This window comes from Streptomyces sp. NPDC002324, assembly GCF_053593335.1.
Genome location: NZ_JBSFCF010000017.1, coordinates 86,914 through 103,410, shown reverse-complemented (window position 1 = coordinate 103,410; position 16,497 = coordinate 86,914). Strand labels below are relative to the sequence as shown.

The 16,497-nt window shown below is 70.5% G+C and carries 15 protein-coding genes; 10 read left to right on the top strand and 5 right to left on the bottom strand.

All coding sequences use genetic code 11. The annotated features are described in order from the left end of the window. Positions 1-49 precede the first annotated feature (49 nt). Together ACWCRJ_RS22750 and ACWCRJ_RS22745 are read right to left on the bottom strand one after the other, a co-directional pair. Positions 50-1,090, bottom strand: coding sequence for a zinc-dependent alcohol dehydrogenase (locus ACWCRJ_RS22750; RefSeq protein ID WP_450940980.1), 1,041 nt, complete (start codon positions 1,088-1,090; stop codon positions 50-52). Beyond that, the gene (locus ACWCRJ_RS22745) at positions 1,087-2,244 is read right to left on the bottom strand and encodes a mandelate racemase/muconate lactonizing enzyme family protein (protein WP_450940979.1); all 1,158 of its coding nucleotides are present in this window, start codon (positions 2,242-2,244) and stop codon (positions 1,087-1,089) included. Before ACWCRJ_RS22745 ends, ACWCRJ_RS22750 begins: the two co-directional genes overlap by 4 nt. Positions 2,245-2,502: 258 nt before the next feature. On the opposite strand from ACWCRJ_RS22745, the gene ACWCRJ_RS22740 reads away from it, so the two are divergent. From ACWCRJ_RS22740 to yjfF, 6 genes are all read left to right on the top strand, one after another. Beyond that, on the top strand, positions 2,503-3,351 hold the full coding sequence (locus tag ACWCRJ_RS22740) for an SCO2400 family protein (protein WP_450940978.1): 849 nt from the start codon (positions 2,503-2,505) through the stop codon (positions 3,349-3,351). A 426-nt stretch (positions 3,352-3,777) separates the two neighbouring features. Continuing rightward, positions 3,778-4,812, top strand: a complete 1,035-nt coding sequence (locus ACWCRJ_RS22735) for a LacI family DNA-binding transcriptional regulator (RefSeq protein WP_450940977.1) — start codon at positions 3,778-3,780, stop codon at positions 4,810-4,812. Positions 4,813-4,953: 141 nt separating this feature from the next. Further along, positions 4,954-5,964, top strand: a complete 1,011-nt coding sequence (locus ACWCRJ_RS22730; RefSeq protein ID WP_450940976.1) for an ABC transporter substrate-binding protein — start codon at positions 4,954-4,956, stop codon at positions 5,962-5,964. 101 nt (positions 5,965-6,065) lie between these two features. Beyond that, on the top strand, positions 6,066-7,598 hold the full coding sequence (locus ACWCRJ_RS22725; protein WP_450940975.1) for a sugar ABC transporter ATP-binding protein: 1,533 nt from the start codon (positions 6,066-6,068) through the stop codon (positions 7,596-7,598). Positions 7,599-7,609: 11 nt separating this feature from the next. After that, complete coding sequence (locus tag ACWCRJ_RS22720) at positions 7,610-8,740, top strand: ABC transporter permease (protein ID WP_450941039.1); 1,131 nt, start codon at positions 7,610-7,612, stop codon at positions 8,738-8,740. Continuing rightward, positions 8,740-9,774 (top strand): galactofuranose ABC transporter, permease protein YjfF, encoded by a 1,035-nt coding sequence (gene yjfF / locus ACWCRJ_RS22715; RefSeq protein ID WP_450940974.1) that lies wholly within the window; start codon positions 8,740-8,742, stop codon positions 9,772-9,774. Before ACWCRJ_RS22720 ends, yjfF begins: the two co-directional genes overlap by 1 nt. A 70-nt stretch (positions 9,775-9,844) precedes the next feature. On the opposite strand, the gene ACWCRJ_RS22710 is transcribed toward yjfF, so the two are convergent. Continuing rightward, the gene (locus tag ACWCRJ_RS22710; RefSeq protein WP_450940973.1) at positions 9,845-10,267 is read right to left on the bottom strand and encodes a GNAT family N-acetyltransferase; all 423 of its coding nucleotides are present in this window, start codon (positions 10,265-10,267) and stop codon (positions 9,845-9,847) included. Positions 10,268-10,384: 117 nt separating this feature from the next. Then, the gene (locus tag ACWCRJ_RS22705; RefSeq protein ID WP_450940972.1) at positions 10,385-10,822 is read right to left on the bottom strand and encodes a MarR family winged helix-turn-helix transcriptional regulator; all 438 of its coding nucleotides are present in this window, start codon (positions 10,820-10,822) and stop codon (positions 10,385-10,387) included. Between the two features lie 126 nt (positions 10,823-10,948). Between ACWCRJ_RS22705 and ACWCRJ_RS22700 the strand changes: the two genes are divergently transcribed. Then, on the top strand, positions 10,949-11,971 hold the full coding sequence (locus ACWCRJ_RS22700) for an NADP-dependent oxidoreductase (protein WP_450940971.1): 1,023 nt from the start codon (positions 10,949-10,951) through the stop codon (positions 11,969-11,971). A 111-nt stretch (positions 11,972-12,082) separates the two neighbouring features. Here ACWCRJ_RS22700 and ACWCRJ_RS22695 read toward each other — a convergent pair whose 3' ends face one another. Next, on the bottom strand, positions 12,083-13,267 hold the full coding sequence (locus ACWCRJ_RS22695; RefSeq protein WP_450940970.1) for a serine hydrolase domain-containing protein: 1,185 nt from the start codon (positions 13,265-13,267) through the stop codon (positions 12,083-12,085). A 226-nt stretch (positions 13,268-13,493) separates the two neighbouring features. Between ACWCRJ_RS22695 and ACWCRJ_RS22690 the strand changes: the two genes are divergently transcribed. The 3 genes from ACWCRJ_RS22690 to ACWCRJ_RS22680 all read left to right on the top strand — a co-directional run bounded on the left by ACWCRJ_RS22690 (position 13,494) and on the right by ACWCRJ_RS22680 (position 16,475). Further along, positions 13,494-14,549, top strand: a complete 1,056-nt coding sequence (locus ACWCRJ_RS22690; RefSeq protein WP_450940969.1) for a protein kinase family protein — start codon at positions 13,494-13,496, stop codon at positions 14,547-14,549. A gap of 79 nt (positions 14,550-14,628) precedes the next feature. Continuing rightward, positions 14,629-15,207 (top strand): TetR/AcrR family transcriptional regulator, encoded by a 579-nt coding sequence (locus ACWCRJ_RS22685; RefSeq protein WP_450940968.1) that lies wholly within the window; start codon positions 14,629-14,631, stop codon positions 15,205-15,207. Between the two features lie 65 nt (positions 15,208-15,272). Beyond that, complete coding sequence (locus tag ACWCRJ_RS22680; protein ID WP_450940967.1) at positions 15,273-16,475, top strand: GDSL-type esterase/lipase family protein; 1,203 nt, start codon at positions 15,273-15,275, stop codon at positions 16,473-16,475. Positions 16,476-16,497 lie beyond the last annotated feature (22 nt).

Genomic DNA, 16,497 nt, shown 5'->3' with positions numbered 1-16,497 from the left:
GGTACGAAGTCGTCAGGTACCCCGTACCGGCGCACGGCTCAGGGGTGTGTCATGGCCGCAGCAGGACCTTTCCGACGGTCGGATCGCCGGACCCCACCAGCTCGATGGCCTGCGGGAACTGCTCCAGCGGCAGCTCGTGCGTGACGAGCGGCAGCGGGTCCAGCAGCCCGGCCCCGAAGACCCGCACGGTGTGGGCCCACGCGTCCGGCGCCGCGCCGAACACCGTGTGCACCTCCAGCTGCCGTACGACCAGGTCGGTCGGGTCGAGCCCGTCCGCGCCCGCCGCCGGGATGCCGGTCAGGACCAGCCGCCCGCCGCGCCGCAGCAGGGCGGCGGCCGTGGTCGCCGCGTCCGCGGACCCGGCGGTCTCGATGACGACGTCGAAGTCGCCCGGCAGCTCCTGATCCTTGGTACGGAAGTCCGTGGCGCCGAACCGCTTCGACAGCTCCGCCCGGTCCGGCCGGGTGCCCACGACGAGCAGCTCGGCCGGGGACGCCGCCTTCAGGAACTGAACGGCGAACATGCCGAGCGTTCCCGTGCCGACCACGGCCACCCGCTCGCCCGGGACGGCGTTCGCCTTGAGCGCGGCGGCCGCGATGCACGCGGCCGGCTCCAGCAGCGCCGCCGCCGACAGGTCCGCGTCGTCCGGGAGAACGTGCAGCAGACGAGCGGGAAGCGTGAGGGTCGTGGCCATCGCGCCGGGCTGGGTGAACCCGGTCTCCTCGTACCCCGCCGAGCACAGCGTGGTCTCGCCCGCGTGACAGCGGTCGCACACCTGGCAGTTCCGGAAGCCCTCGCCAACGACCTTACGGCCGACAAGACTTGAAGGAACACCGTCACCGACCGCCGTGACCGTCCCGGACCACTCGTGGCCCGGTGTGAGGGGGTAACGGACGTACCCCTCCGGCCTGTTGCCCTGGAAGACCTCGCGGTCGCTGCCGCAGATCCCGGAGGCGTGCACCCGGACCAGGGCCTCGCCGGCCGCCGGCTGCCGGGGCTCGTGCGACACCAGACGGTGCTCGCCCGGAGCCTCGATGACGACGGCGGTGCCCGGGGTGCCGGCGTCGGCCGCGTCGGCGGTGGCGATCACTTGCTGCCCTTGGGCTTGCGCTGCTCCCAGCCCTCGGCCCAGAGGTCGAAGCGGGCCTGCTGCTGCGGGAACTCCGCCGCCGCGTCCACGTCCAGCTCGACACCGAGGCCGGGCTTGTCGGACAGGTGGAAGTAGCCGTCCACGACCTCCGGGGCCCCCGAGACGACCTTCTTGATCTCCGCGTCCGCGAAGTCGTTGAAGTGCTCCAGGATCTTGAAGTTCGGGGAGGTGAAGCCCACCTGCAGCGAGGCCGCCGTCAGCACCGGACCGCCCACGTTGTGCGGCGCGACCAGCGTGTAGTGGGTCTCGGCGGTGGCGGCCAGCTTGCGGGTCTCCCAGATGCCGCCGATGTGGCCGACGTCGGGCTGGATGATGTCCACGGCCTGGCTCTCGAAGAGCTCCCGGAACTCGATCCGGTCGTGGATGCGCTCACCCGTGGCCACCGGGATGTCGACCTTGGCGGCGACCTTCTCCAGCGCCTTCAGGTTCTCCGGCGGGCACGGCTCCTCCAGCCACGCGGGCTTGAAGGGCGCCAGGTCCTTGGCGAGACGGACTGCGGTGGAGGGCGAGAACCGGCCGTGCATCTCCAGCATCAGCTCGGCGTCCGGGCCGATGGCGTCGCGCACGGCCTCGATCAGCGAGACGGCGTACAGGCTCTGCTCGTGGTCCAGCTCGAAGTGGCCGGTCCCGAAGGGGTCGATCTTGAGCGCCTTGTAGCCGCGCTCCATGACGCCCTGCGCCGCCTTGTGGTACGCCTCCGGCGTGCGCTCGGTGGTGTACCAGCCGTTGGCGTACGCCTTGACCTTGTCGGTGACCTTGCCGCCGAGCAGCTGCCAGACGGGCACGCCGAGGGCCTTGCCCTTGATGTCCCAGCAAGCCATCTCGATGACGGCGATGCCCGACATCACGATCTCGCCGGCCCGGCCGTAGTCGCCGTACTTCATCCGCTTGACGAGGTCCTCGACAGCGAACGGGTCCGACCCGAGAATGTGATTGGTCTGTGCCTCGTGCAGATAGCCGAGCAGCGCGTCGGTGTGGCCCAGCATGCGGGTCTCGCCGACGCCGGTGAGTCCCTCGTCGGTGTGCACCTGTACGTAGGTCAGGTTCCGCCACGGCGTCCCGACCACGTGCGTGCTGATTCCCGTGATGCGCACGGTACTCCCTGTCCTTTGTGGTCTGTTCGAAATTTCGTCGCTCGTTCGAAATGCTGGTCGCGACAGTAAGGACGACCCGGTCTGAGTGTCAATGGGTCGAACGCACAACGGTTTCGGGTCCATGGGGGTTGAACGGCTCGACGGCGGGCAAATGGCCCTGATCGTTCCGCCGTTGTGCGCCGGTCCACGAGGTTCCTACACAACTTTCACGGGCCCACCCGGGAACGTCACCGGTGCGGAACATAATCTTCCGGCGTCATGGATTACTGCCACCCGTGCCAACGGCACCTCAATGGCGCCCTCTCCTGCTCGGGGTGCGGCGCGTCGGCCGAAGAGTGCCGCACCCATCCGGACGCCCTGTCCGCCGGGGACGACACGGTCGAGGACGCGTACGAGAGTCCGTTCGAGCCCGCCGAAACCGTCCCCGCGAGTCCGGGCGGACGCCGCGCCCGGGGCCGTGGTCGCGGTGCGCGGGCCGCGCGGCAGGCCCCGGTCGTGGACCACGCCGGCGCGTCCGAGCAGGTCATCGGGGGTGACGATCCGGAGGCCGACAGGCCTCCCGGCCGGTCCCGGGGCCGTGGCCGCGGGCGGGACGCGCGAGCCGGACGGCGGGACCGCAAGGCTGCCGCGCACCGGCGACGACGTCGGCGGGTGCTGATGATCGGGGCCGGTCTGCTGCTCGCCGCCGGCGGGCTGAGCCTCGCCGAACTCGGCATGGAGGCGCCACCGAAGGAGCCGCGCGCCGCCTCCGTCGACGACGTCTCCGACGCCTCCCCGACGGCCTCGGCGAACGGCGCCGAGGAGGCCGGCGAGGGTCCGGACGGGCCGGCCGACACCGAGAAGGACAGGAAGAAACCGGACAAGTCGGCCTCCCCTTCCGCCTCCGAGTCGGAGAAATCCGGGGACGAGGACGCCGGTGTGGACGACGACAAGCCCGCGGACCGCTCGGCGTCCAAGGCGACGGTGAGCCCCGCCCCCTCGGCGGGAAACCCGACCCCGGACCCCGAGGACGCCGACGACCCGACCGCCGGACCGACCGCGGACGAACCCGCCCCGCAGCCCAGTCCCTCGGCGACGTGCAAGCAGTTCCTGTGGTGGTGCTCGTAGGGAGAACACGCAGGTCAGAGCCCCCGGGGCAGAGTCCGTGCCCGGGGGCTCCGGCATGCTCCGGCGGCCCCCTCCGGGGGTCTCGCGGACGGCCGCGTTACTCAACCGTGACGACTTCCCTGACGCATCCCTCTTGACCGCCATGAATTGTTAGCGCTCACAATGACCTCCGCATTCACCAGTCGACGCCCCAGGGCATCCGAGGAGGTACGAGCGTCTTGCCGGCACCGCCCCGACTCGCCTTACCAGCGGCCGACCTGGGGTTTTCCTGGACCCCGGCGTGAAGCCGACGGCGCGGAACCATCCGCCCGCCGCACAGGGCCCGTCCGTGGCGCGGGAACCGTCGCCGCCACAGGACTTACCCGCAGTACCGCACCACCCGCAGCGCAGGATCCGTCCACCGTCGACCACCGAGGAGGTGCGGCCGTGACCCACTCGCAGCTCCGGCCGCCCACCATGGCCGACGTGGCACGCCAGGCAGGTGTCTCCCACCAGACCGTCTCGCGCGTCCTGGGGGACCACCCCAACGTGCGGGACGAGACCCGGACCAGGGTGCAGCGCGCGATCGAGGAGATGGGCTACCGTCGCAACTCCTCCGCACGGGCCCTGGTGACCCGGCGCACCCAGACACTGGGCGTGGTCGCCTCCAACACCACGCTCTACGGGCCGGCCAGCACGCTGTTCGCGCTGGAGGAGGCGGCCCTGGCCGAGGGGTACCTCGTCTCGACGGTCAGTCTGCGCGAACTGACCGTGGAGACGCTCTCCGAGGCCGTCGACCGCCTCAGCGACGGCGGCGTGGACGGAGTGATCGCCCTCGCCCCGCAGCGGTCGGCGGTCGCGGCCCTGGCCGAACTGCGGCTCCCCTTCCCGGTGGTGGCCGTGGGTACCGGCTCCGGCTCGGAGGTCCCCAGCGTCAACGTGGACCAGGAGCTGGGCGCGCGGCTGGCCACCGGCCATCTGCTCGCCGCGGGGCACCGCAAGGTCTGGCACCTCGCCGGACCCGAGGACTGGCAGGAGTCGGCGGACCGGACCGTCGGCTGGCGGGCCACCCTCGAAGAGGCGGGCATCGAACCGCCGCAGCCGTTGCGCGGGGACTGGAGCCCGCTGTCGGGCTACCGGGCGGGCCAGGAACTGGCCGGCTGGGTGGGCCGGGGGCTGACCGCGGTCTTCGTCGCCAACGACCAGATGGCGCTGGGGGTGTTGCGCGCGCTGCGGGAGGCGGGCGTACGCACGCCGCAGGACGTGGCGGTGGTCGGCTTCGACGACATTCCGGAGTCGGAGTTCTTCGCCCCACCGCTCACCACCGTCCGGCAGGACTTCGCGACGGTGGGCCAGCGGAGCATCGCCCTGCTGCTCGACCTGATCGAGGGGCGGACCCCCGCCGGAGCGTCCTCCATCGCCATCGAACCCCAACTCGTCGTCCGCGCCAGTACCTTCCCGTACCTGCCCCCGCCGGGCTGACGCGGCATCGACAACCGAACACTTTCCCTCTCTCAGCGTGGCCGACATTTCGAACAATGATCGACAGGTTGGACGCAGTGCGGCCGGTCCAGCACGAGTACCAACGGTCCGTTCCCGGACCGGCTCTTCAAAGGAGAAGACATGCTCAACAGACGTAACTTCCTCACCGCGGCGGTCGGCGTGGCGGCTGCGACGGGCCTCGCGGCCTGCGCCAAGGAGGACAGCTCCTCCGGGACCTCCGGCTCCGGCGGTGGCGACAGCAAGAAGATCACCCTCGGCTTCTCCCAGGTCGGCTCGGAGAGCGGCTGGCGCAGCGCCAACACCGACTCGGTCAAGTCGGCGGCCAAGGAGGCGGGGTACAACCTCAAGTTCTCCGACGCGCAGCAGAAGCAGGAGAACCAGATCTCCGCGATCCGCAGCTACATCACCCAGGGCGTGGACGTCATCGCCTTCTCCCCGGTGGTCGTCACCGGCTGGGACGCGGTGCTGAAGGAGGCCAAGGCCAAGAAGATCCCGGTGGTCCTGACCGACCGCTCCGTCGAGACCTCCGACGAGTCCCTGTTCGTCACCCTGGTCGGCTCCGACTTCACCGACGAGGGCCGCCGCGCCGCCAAGATCCTGGAGAAGGTCCTGGAGAAGGCCGGCCACAAGGGCGACGTGAAGATCGCCCAGCTGGAGGGCACCACCGGTGCCGCCCCCGCGATCGAGCGCGCCAAGGGCTTCAAGGAGGTCATGGACGCCGAGCACAAGGACGACTGGAAGATCGTCGTCAGCCAGACCGGTGACTTCACCCGCGCCGGCGGCAAGCAGGTCATGGCGGCCTTCCTGCAGTCCAACCCGGACATCGACGTGCTGTTCGCGCACAACGACGACATGGGCATCGGTGCCATCCAGGCCATCGAGGCGGCCGGCAAGAAGCCCGGCAAGGACATCCTGATCGTCACGGTCGACGGCGTGAAGGACGGCTTCATCGCGATGTCCGAGGGCAAGATCAACGCCATCGTGGAGTGCAACCCGCTGCTCGGCCCCCAGCTGATGGAGGTCGTGGAGAAGGTCAAGAACGGCGAGAAGGTCGAGCGCTGGATCAAGACCAAGGAGAGCGACTTCATGCAGGACCAGGCCAAGGACGCCCTCCCCACCCGCAAGTACTGATCCCACCCACCGGCAGGGAGTCCCCGTCGGACCGGACCCCCCGGTCCCGGGGCTCCCTGCGGGCCTGAACGACTTCGATGAATTCCATGAGGAGCACTGCCATGGCAGAGCCGCTGCCCGTCCTGGAGATGGCGGGCATAGTCAAAGAGTTTCCGGGGGTACGGGCTCTGTCGGGCGTCGACTTCCGGCTCTTCCCCGGCGAGATACACGCTCTGATGGGCGAGAACGGCGCCGGCAAGTCCACCCTGATCAAAGTGCTCACCGGGGTCTACACCCTCGACGGCGGAACGATCACCCTCGACGGCGAGTCCGTGCGGTTCGCCAGCCCGCTGCAGGCGCAGCAGGCCGGGATCAACACGGTCTACCAGGAGGTCAACCTCTGCCCCAACCTGTCGGTGGCGGAGAACATCTTCATCGGCCGCGAACCCACCCGCTACGGCCGCATCCAGTGGAAGCGGCTGCGCCAGGAGGCCGCGGAGCTGGTCGACCGGCTCGGCCTCGACATCGACGTGACGGCCCCGCTGTCCTCGTACCCGCTGGCCGTGCAGCAACTGGTCGCGATCGTACGGTCGGTGGGCACCGGCGGTGAGGAGGGCAAGGGCACCAAGGTCCTCGTCCTCGACGAGCCGACGTCCAGCCTCGACCGCGACGAGGTCCTCGAACTCTTCCGCCTGATGCGGCGGTTGAAGGACGACGGCGTGGCGATCCTCTTCGTCTCGCACTTCCTCGACCAGATCTACGAGATCTGCGACCGCATGACCGTCCTGCGCAACGGCACCCTCGTCGGCGAGCACATGGTCAGCGAACTCGACCAGGTCGGCCTCATCCAGCTGATGATCGGCAAGGACCTGGACCAGCTGGAGGAGCTGCACGAGCAGCAGCTGCACGCCGACGTCGGCGAGACCCTGCTGCACGCCGAGGGCCTCGGCCGCACGGGCGGGATCGCCCCCTTCGACCTGGACATCAAGAAGGGCGAGGTCGTGGGCCTCGCCGGACTGCTCGGCTCCGGCCGCACCGAACTCGCCCGGCTGCTCTTCGGCGCCGACCAGCCCGACAGCGGCAAGGTCACCGTGGGCGGCAAGCAGGTCCCGATGCACGCCCCGAACGACGCCATCGGCGCCGGGGTCGCGTTCTGCTCGGAGAACCGCAAGACCGAGGGTCTGGTCCCCGATCTGACGGTCCGGGAGAACATCATCCTGGCCCTCCAGGCCTCCCGTGGCTGGACCCGGCCCATCCCGGCCGCCCAGCGCGACGAACTGGTCGCCAAGTACATCAAGGCCCTCGACATCCGGCCCGCCAACCCCGAGGCCCGGGTCGGCCAGCTCAGCGGCGGCAACCAGCAGAAGGTGCTGCTCGCCCGCTGGCTGATCACCCAGCCGAAGCTGCTGATCCTCGACGAGCCCACCCGCGGCATCGACGTCGGCGCCAAGGCCGAGATCCAGAAGCTCGTGGTGTCCCTCTCCGAGGACGGCATGTCCGTGCTCTACATCGCGGCCGAGCTGGAGGAGGTCCTCCGCCTCAGCCACACCATCGGCGTGCTGCGCGACCGCAAGCTGGTGGCGAAGCTCACCAACGGGCCGGAGATCACCACCAGTCGGATCCTGGAGACCATCGCGAGCGGAGAACACCAGTGAGCACCCCACCCGTGGCGACGACGGCCACGACCGGCACGGCGGCCCGCTGGCGGGCGCTGACGCACCACCACCTCTTCTGGCCGGTCGCGGTCCTGGTGGCACTGCTGCTCGTCAACGTGCCCTTCACGCCCGACTTCTTCGCGATCAAGATGACCGACGGGCACCTCTACGGCAGCCTCGTCTCGATCGTGCTGTTCGGCTCGCCCCTGATCCTGGTGGCGGTCGGCATGACCCTGGTCATAGCCACCGGCGGCATCGACCTCTCCGTGGGCGCGGTCGTCGCCATCACCGGCGCGCTGACCTGCTCGTACATCAGCGACCAGGCCGACCAGAACGCGCTGGCGGGGGTCTTCCTGGCCATGGGCATCGGCCTGGTGGCCGCCGTGGTCTGCGGCCTGTGGAACGGCTTCCTGGTGGCCCGGATGGGCATCCAGCCCATCATCGCGACCCTCATCATCATGGTCGCCGGCCGGGGCGTCGCCCAGCTGATCACCGACGGCCAGATCATCACCATCAACAGCGAGCCGTACAAGCTGATCGGCGGCGGCTACTGGCTGACGCTGCCCTTCTCGATCTTCGTCGTCGCGGCGGTCGTCGCCATCACGGTGGCCCTGACCCGCCGGACCGCCCTCGGCCTCCTCGTCGAGTCGGTCGGCGGCAACGCCGAGGCCAGCCGTCTGGTCGGCATCCGGTCCATGCGCATCAAGATCATGGTCTACGTCTTCTGCGCCCTGTGCGCGGGCATCGCGGGCCTGATGATCAGCTCCAACACCTCGGCCGCGGACGGCAACAACGCCGGTCTGTGGATCGAGCTGGACGCGATCCTCGCCGTGGTGATCGGCGGCACCTCGCTGCTGGGCGGCCGGTTCTCCATCGGCGGCACGGTCGTCGGCGCCCTGGTCATCCAGACCCTCACCACGACGATCTACACGATCGGCGTGCCCACCCAGACCAACCTGGTCTTCAAGGCCGCCGTCGTCATCGTCGTCTGCCTGCTCCAGTCCCCGAAGTTCCGCGCGAAGGTCTTCGGCGCCCGCTTCGGCTCCAAGCCCGGCGCGGCCGGCGGCGGCACGACCCCCGCGGCCCCGGCGAAGACCGCCACGACGCCCGCCGACGCGGCCCCGAAGATGGAGGTGTCGTGATGACCGCGACCACCAAGACCCCGCCGTCCCAGGACAGCCGTACGGCACCGGTGTCCGCGTCCAAGGTCTCGGCGCTGCTCGCCGACCGGCGGCTGCCCGTCCTGGTGACCGCCGTGCTCTTCCTCGCGATGTACATCACGGGCCTGGGCCGCTACCAGAACTACGGCTTCGGCGAACCGCAGGTCTTCCTCAACCTGTTCATCGACAACGGCTACCTGCTGGTGGCCGCCGTCGGCGCGACCTTCGTGATCCTCTCCGGCGGCATCGACCTGTCCGTCGGCTCGGTCATCGGGTTCACCACGATGTTCACGGCCTGGCTGGTGGAACGCCAGGGCCTGCCGATCCTGGCGGTCATCCCCCTGGCCCTGGCCGTGGGCGCCCTGGGTGGCTTCCTGATGGGCTACGTGATCCAGAACTACGAGATCCAGCCCTTCATCGTGACCTTGGCCGGCCTCTTCCTCTTCCGGGGCCTGTGCCTGGTCATCAGCAAGGAGTCCATCGCCATCGACGACCCGACGGTGAGCAGCCTGGCGCAGGCGCAGGCGCAGCTGGGGGTCGGCTTCCTGTCCGTCGGCGCGATCGTCGCGCTGGTGGTCCTGGCCGCGGCGTTCTACATCCTCCACTACAGCCGCTTCGGCCGACGGGTGTACGCCATCGGCGGCAACGAGCAGTCCGCGATGCTGATGGGCCTCCCGCAGGGCGGCACCAAGATCGCCGTCTACACGGTGTCCGGCTTCTGCTCGGCCCTGGCGGGCCTGCTGTTCACCCTGTACATCCAGTCCGGTGACCCCCTGCACGCCACCGGCATGGAACTCGACGCGATCGCCGCGGTCGTCATCGGCGGCACGCTGCTCACGGGCGGCTCCGGCTACGTCGTCGGCACCCTGTTCGGCGTCCTCGTCCTGGGCCTGATCAAGAGCATCATCCAGTTCGAGGGCACCCTCAGCTCCTGGTGGACGAAGATCGCCACGGGTGTGCTGCTGTGCGCGTTCATCCTGATCCAGCGGGCGATGACGGCACGCAAGAAAGCCTGAGTGCTCCTGAGCAGCAGGGGACGTCCGCCCGGGAAGGGCGGGCGTCCCCTTTCTCGTTTCTCTCCGGCCCTCACAGCACCCGGTACATGCCGATCGAACCGTGCGCGGCGGTGTCGGCGAAGCCGAACTTCTCGTAGAGGAAGCGGGCGGGGCCGTCCGCGATGAGGGAGACGTACGCCGTGGCGGGCGCCCGGCGCTCCAGTTCCTCCGTGAGCGCGGCCATGATGCGCCTGCCGAGGCCGCGGCCCTGGTGGGCGGGGTGTACGCAGATGTCGACGATCTGGAACGCCGTACCGCCGTCCCCGATGACCCGCCCCATGCCGATGGGCTGGCCCGCGTGGCGGAGTACCACCCCGTGCCAGGTGTGCGGCAGCGCGAGCGCGACCGCCTCGGGGGCCTTGTCCGACAGGCCGGCGTCGGTGCGCAGTCGGCGGTAGACCTCGACGGAGGGCACGCCCACGGTCAGCTCGTAAGGGTCACTTTGGGTGGGCATGCATTACACGATAGCGGGCCGGGCCTGCCCCGGGTGCGGCTCGGTGGTGGCCCGGGTGCGGGCCGGCGGTGACCCGGGTGCGGCCTGACGATGGCCTCGCCCGGGTGCGTGGCCGTCTCACGCCCCCACCATCCGCCGCAGCAGATCCCGCAGCACCTCCCGCTCGGCCGAGCTCAGTCCCGCCAGCGGCTCCCGGGCGAAGTCCAGGGAGTCCCGCAGGCTGCCGGCCACCCGGCGCCCCTCGGCCGTGGCCGCCGCCAGCTTCACGCGGCGGTCGCCGGGGTCGGGGCGGCGCTCGACCAGGCCCCGGGCCTCCAGCCGGTCCACGATGCCGGTCACGTTCGACGGCTCGCAGCGGAGTTTCTGGGCGAGGCGGCGCATGGGCAGCGGTTCCAGGGAGAGAAGACCGAGGAGGCGGGCCTGGGCGCCGGTGAGCGTGTGCTCGGCGGCGGCGTCCTCGTACTCCTCGTGGTAGCGGGCCACCACCGTGCCGATGAGTTCGACGACCTCCATGGTCAAGGGGTCGATGCGGGGGGTCGTCTTCTGCGTGGGCATGGGGTCGAGGCTACCTCTTTACTTGACAACATGAAATATTAAAGCGCATGGTTGTTTCAGGCACTGAAGTAACCGTGCGGTATGCACCACCGCTCGCACCACGCACCCGCAGGAAGGCACACCCCCATGTCCGACACCCCCGCCCTCCCCGCCACCAGCCGCGAATGGCACCTGCTGAGCCGCCCCGTCGGCTGGCCCAAGGACGAGGACTTCGCCCTGGTCGAGGCGGAGATCCGGCAGCCCGGCGCGGGTGAGGTCCTCGTACGGAACAAGTACCTCTCCGTGGACCCGTACATGCGTGGCCGCATGAGCGACGCGAAGTCGTACGTCGCCCCGTTCGAGCTGGGCAAGGTCATGCAGGGCGGTGCGGTCGGCGAGGTCGTCGCCTCGGCGGCGGACGGCATCGCCGTCGGCGACCACGTGCTGCACTTCGGCGGCTGGCGCGAGTACGCCACCTTCGACGCCAAGCAGGCCGTGAAGGTCGACCCGGACGCCGCGCCGCTCTCCACCTACCTCGGCGTCCTCGGCATGACCGGCCTCACCGCCTACGCGGGTCTGCTGCGGGTCGGCGCCTTCAAGGAGGGCGACGCCGTGTTCGTCTCCGGCGCCGCCGGTGCCGTCGGCAGCCAGGTCGGCCAGATCGCCAAGCTCAAGGGCGCCTCGCGGGTCATCGGCTCCGCCGGCTCCGACGAGAAGGTCAAGCTGCTCGTGGAGGAGTACGGCTTCGACGCCGCCTTCAACTACAAGAACGGCCCGGTGTGGGAGCAGCTCAAGGAAGCGGCCCCCGACGGCATCGACGTCTACTTCGACAACGTGGGCGGCGAGCACCTGGAGGCCGCGATCGGCGCGCTCAACCTGCGGGGCCGGGCCGTGATCTGCGGCATGATCTCCCAGTACAACTCGACCGAGGCGACTCCCGGCCCGCGCAACATGGTCAAGATCCTGCAGAACCGCCTGCGCGTCGAGGGCGTCCTCGTCGGCGACCACTACGACTTCCAGCCCCAGTTCGTCCAGGAGGTCGGCCCCTGGGTCGCCTCGGGCGCGCTCAAGTACCGCGAGACCGTCGTCGAGGGCATCGAGAACAACCTGGAGGCGTTCCTCGGCGTCCTGCGCGGCGACAACACCGGCAAGATGATCGTCAAGCTCTGATCCCCACCCCGTGACGGACGCCCGCTCACGTTCGTTGCACATCACGGAGTCCGCACCCCTGGACGTGGGGTGCGGACTCCGCCATGTGCGGACTCCGTCGCGTGCGGTGCCTCAGAGCGCCGACGCCAGCGCCGCCGTGTGCACGGCCTGGACGAATCCCGTGTTCTCCGGTGCCGCCCCGCCGGGGAAGGCCATCCGGCGGCGTGTGTAGCCGTAGGCGAGGCCGCTGCGGGGGTCGGCGAAGGCCTGGGAGCCGCCGGCGCCGCTGTGGCCGAAGGTGCCTGCGCCGAGGAACGGGTAGAGGTTCTCGGCGGTCGCCTGGAAGCCGAGGCAGAACGCCTTGGGGGCGCGGGCCACCAGGTCGTGGCCGACGGAGTGGATCTGGCCGAACTCGCCGACGGTGTCCGGCTTCAGCAGCGGTGGCCGGCCGTCCACCGTGCTGATGGCCGCCGCGTACATCCCGGCGAGCCCGCGCGCCGAGGCGACACCGCCCGCCGACGACTGCCCCTTCGCGCGTACGACACGGGCGTTGGGCAAGTCCGTCAGCTCTCCCGGCTCCGGCACCTGGGAGTTGAACGCGATCGACGCCAGCGTGTGCGGGCCGCTCGGTGCGGCGTCCAGCTCGGCCCGCTGCGCGGGCGTCGGTGTCATCGGCAGCACGCTGCGGAAACGGTGTTCGTGCTCCTCCGGCAGACCCAGGAAGAAGTCGAGCCCGTACGGGGCGCGTATCCGCTCCTCGTACACCTCCTGCAACGTGCGGCCCGTCGCCCGCCGTACGACCTCTCCCGTGAGCGCGCCGATGACGAGCGCGTGGTAGCCGAAGGCCGCGCCGGGGCGCCAGAACGGGCGCTGGACGGCCAGGCGCTCGGCGATGACACGGTCGTCCGCCAGCTCCTCCAGGGTGAACCCGGCATCGGTGCCGACGAGCCCCGCACGGTGCGCCAGCAGCTCCCGCAGGGTCAGCGCGCCCTTGCCCTCGGCCGCGAACTCCGGCCAGTAGTACGCGACTTCACGGTCCAGCTCCAGTACGCCGTCCTGGACGAGCAGCGCGACGACGAGATGCGCGGCGCCCTTGGTGGAGGAGAACACGCCGTGCAGCGTGTCACCGCCCCTCTCCGCCTCCGCCTCGGGGCCCGCCCACAGGTCCACGACCCGTATCCCGCGCACATACGCGGACAACTGCCCCTCGTAGTCGGCCCGTTCACCGGCCACGAACACGGCGAACTCCTCACGCACCGCCTCGAAGCCGTCGGCGACACCGCCGTACACGGCAGCCGTTCGGGTCCCCTCGGTCATGCGCGCTCCTGTTCCTCGACTCCGGCTACACCCACACGGTCAGCAACGCCCGCGCCACCTACGGGAGTTCCCCCTTCGGGCAGCACCGGTGCCCGGAGACCACACGTGGTCGACCTGTCCGACTCCCGGCCGGCGGGAGGGCACAGACGGCACGACCGCCCCGATCACTCTTCTCCGGCGACGGAACCCCTTGAGGTGCTACGCATCGGGGATGAACCCTTCCGGCATGTCACGGGGCGCGCGACTGACCGCCCACCACGCGGCCTCGACCACCCTCGCCCTGCACAGCGACCGCTCCTTGATCCGCCTCCTCGACACGGCCAGCCCGCTGGGCTCCGGCATCGGCGGCGCGTCGGTGCTGCTGGACGTCGACGGGACACCGGTCTTCGTGAAGCGGGTACCCCTCACCGACCTGGAGCGACGACCGGAGAACGTCCACTCCACGGCGAACCTCTTCGGGCTCCCGCCCTTCTGCCAGTACGGCGTCGGCGGCGTGGGCAGCCCCGGGTTCGGCGCCTGGCGTGAACTCGCCGTCCATACGATGACGACGAACTGGGCGCTCGCGGGGGAGTACGACGGCTTCCCGCTCATGCACCACTGGCGCGTGCTGCCGGACTCCCCGCCTCTGCCCGGGGAACTGGCCGACATCGAACGGGCCGTCGCCCACTGGGGCGGCGGCCCGGGCGTACGCGAGCGCATCGAGGCCCGCGGCAAGTCCTCGGCGAGCGTCACACTGTTCCTGGAGTACATCCCGCGCACTCTCCACGACTGGCTCGCCCAACAGACCCGCGCCGACGCCGGGGCCGCCGACCGTGCCTGCGCCCTGGTGGAACGCGAACTGGCCGCCGGTGTCGCGTTCATGAACAGCCGAGGCCTTGTCCACTTCGACGCTCACTTCCAGAACATCCTGACCGACGGCCACCGCCTCTACTTCACCGACTACGGCCTCGCGCTCTCCTCCCGCTTCGACCTCGCCCCGCAGGAGCGTGCCTTTCTCGACCGCCATCGTGGCTACGACCGCTGCTACTCCCTGAGTCACCTGGTGAACTGGCTGCTCAAAGACCTCTACGACCACGATCGCGAGGAACGGGAGGTTCGGATCCGCGCGTATGCCCAGGGGGAGCGTCCCACCGGCATCCCGGACGAGGCCGAGGCGGTGATCACCCGCTATGCCCCGCTCGCCAGGGTGATGGCGGACTTCTTCCGGCGTTTCGAGAACGAGTCCAGGCGCACTCCTTACCCCGAGGAGGAGCTTCTCCGGTGCCTGAGCGCTCTTGCCTAAAGGTAGAAGTCTCTTGCCTACAAGGTTTAGGCAACTGCATACTCGTCAAGTCGATCTCGTCGCCGAACGAAGGACGGTCATGGCACGCGCAGGGCTCACCCCGGAGCGGCTCGCCCAGGCGGGGGCGGAGTTGGCCGATGAGATCGGCTTCGGGGAGGTGACCGTTTCCGAGCTCGCCCGGCGGTTCGACGTGAAGGTCGCGAGTCTGTATTCGCATGTGCGCAACTCCCAGGACCTCAGGACCCGGATCGCCCTGCTCGCCCTGGAGGAGATGGCCGACCGAGGTGCCACCGCGCTCGCCGGACGGGCCGGGAAGGACGCGCTGGCGGCGCTCGGGAACGTGTACCGCGACTACGCCCGCGCGCACCCCGGCCGCTACGCGGCGGCCCAGCTGAGGCTGGACCCGGAGGCGGCCGCGGCGAGTGCGGGGGGCAGGCACGCGCAGATGACGCGGGCGATCCTGCGCGGCTACGACCTCGGCGAACCGGACCAGACCCACGCCGTCCGGCTGCTCGGCAGCGTCTTCCACGGCTACGTCGGCCTGGAGTCTGCCGGAGGCTTCGCCCACAGCGCCCCCGGCTCGCAGGAGAGCTGGGACCGGATCCTCGGCGCCCTCGACGCCCTCCTGCGCAACTGGCCGGTCCCGCCACCCGGTTGATCCGCGCGACGGCCCCACGTCACGCACCGCCGGACCCCCCACCCCACCGATCGTCAGGTCAGGTCATGCCCACGCACTCCGAGAACCCCGAGCACCCCCCGAACCCCCACTGGATCACCACCCCCATCACCGCCGACCTCCTGCGCGGCGCCCTGGAGCTGGAGCGCACCGAGCACGGCGTGCTGCCCCACCGGCTGCCGGCCCGGGCCCGCGCCCAGTGCACCGATCCGCAGCTGGCCGTGGTCGAGTCCCAGCCCTCCGGCGTACGCCTGGTCTTCCGCACCCGCGCCACCGCCGTCGAACTGGACGCCCTGCGCACCAAGCGCGCCTACGTGGGCGCCCCGCCCCGCCCGGACGGCCTGTACGACCTTCTCGTCGACGGCCGGCTGACCGCCCGCGCGAGCGTGCCCGACGGCAACACCATCACCCTCGACATGACCACCGGACGGTCCGAGCACCGCCCCGGCCCACCCGGCACCGTGGCCTTCACCGGTCTCCCCGCCGGCGCCAAGACGGTCGAGATCTGGCTCCCGCACAACGAGACCACCGAACTCCTCGCCCTGCGCACCGACGCCCCCGTCGAGCCCGCCCCGGACCGGGGCCGCCGGGTCTGGCTGCACCACGGCAGCTCGATCAGCCACGGCTCCGACGCCGCCGGCCCCACCGAGATCTGGCCCGCCCACGCCGCCTCCCTCGCCGACGTCGACCTCGTCAACCTGGGCCTCGGCGGCAGCGCCCTGCTCGACCCCTTCACCGCCCGCGCCATCCGGGACACCCCCGCCGACCTGATCAGCGTCAAGATCGGCATCAACCTCGTGAACCACGACGTGATGCGGCTGCGCGCCTTCGCCCCCGCCGTCCACGGCTTCCTGGACACGATCCGCGACGGCCACCCCACCACGCCCCTCCTCGTCGTCTCCCCGATCCTCTGCCCCATCCACGAGGACACCCCCGGCCCCAGCGCCCCCGACTTCACCGACCTCGCCGAGGGGCTGCTCCGCTTCCGCGCCATGGGCGACCCGGACGACATAACCCCCGGCAGGCTCACCCTCCGGGTCATCCGCGAGGAACTCGCGGCGATCGTGGCCCGGCGCGCCCCCGAGGACCCCGCCCTCCACCACCTCGACGGCCTCAGCCTCTACGGCGAGTCCGACGCCGCCACCCTCCCGCTCCCGGACGACCTGCACCCGGACGCCGAGACCCACCGCCTCATCGGCGAACGCTTCGCGAAGCTGGCCTTCGCGCCTCAGGGAGCCTTCGCTCCCTGAGGGCCGCGGACCCCGAAGGAAC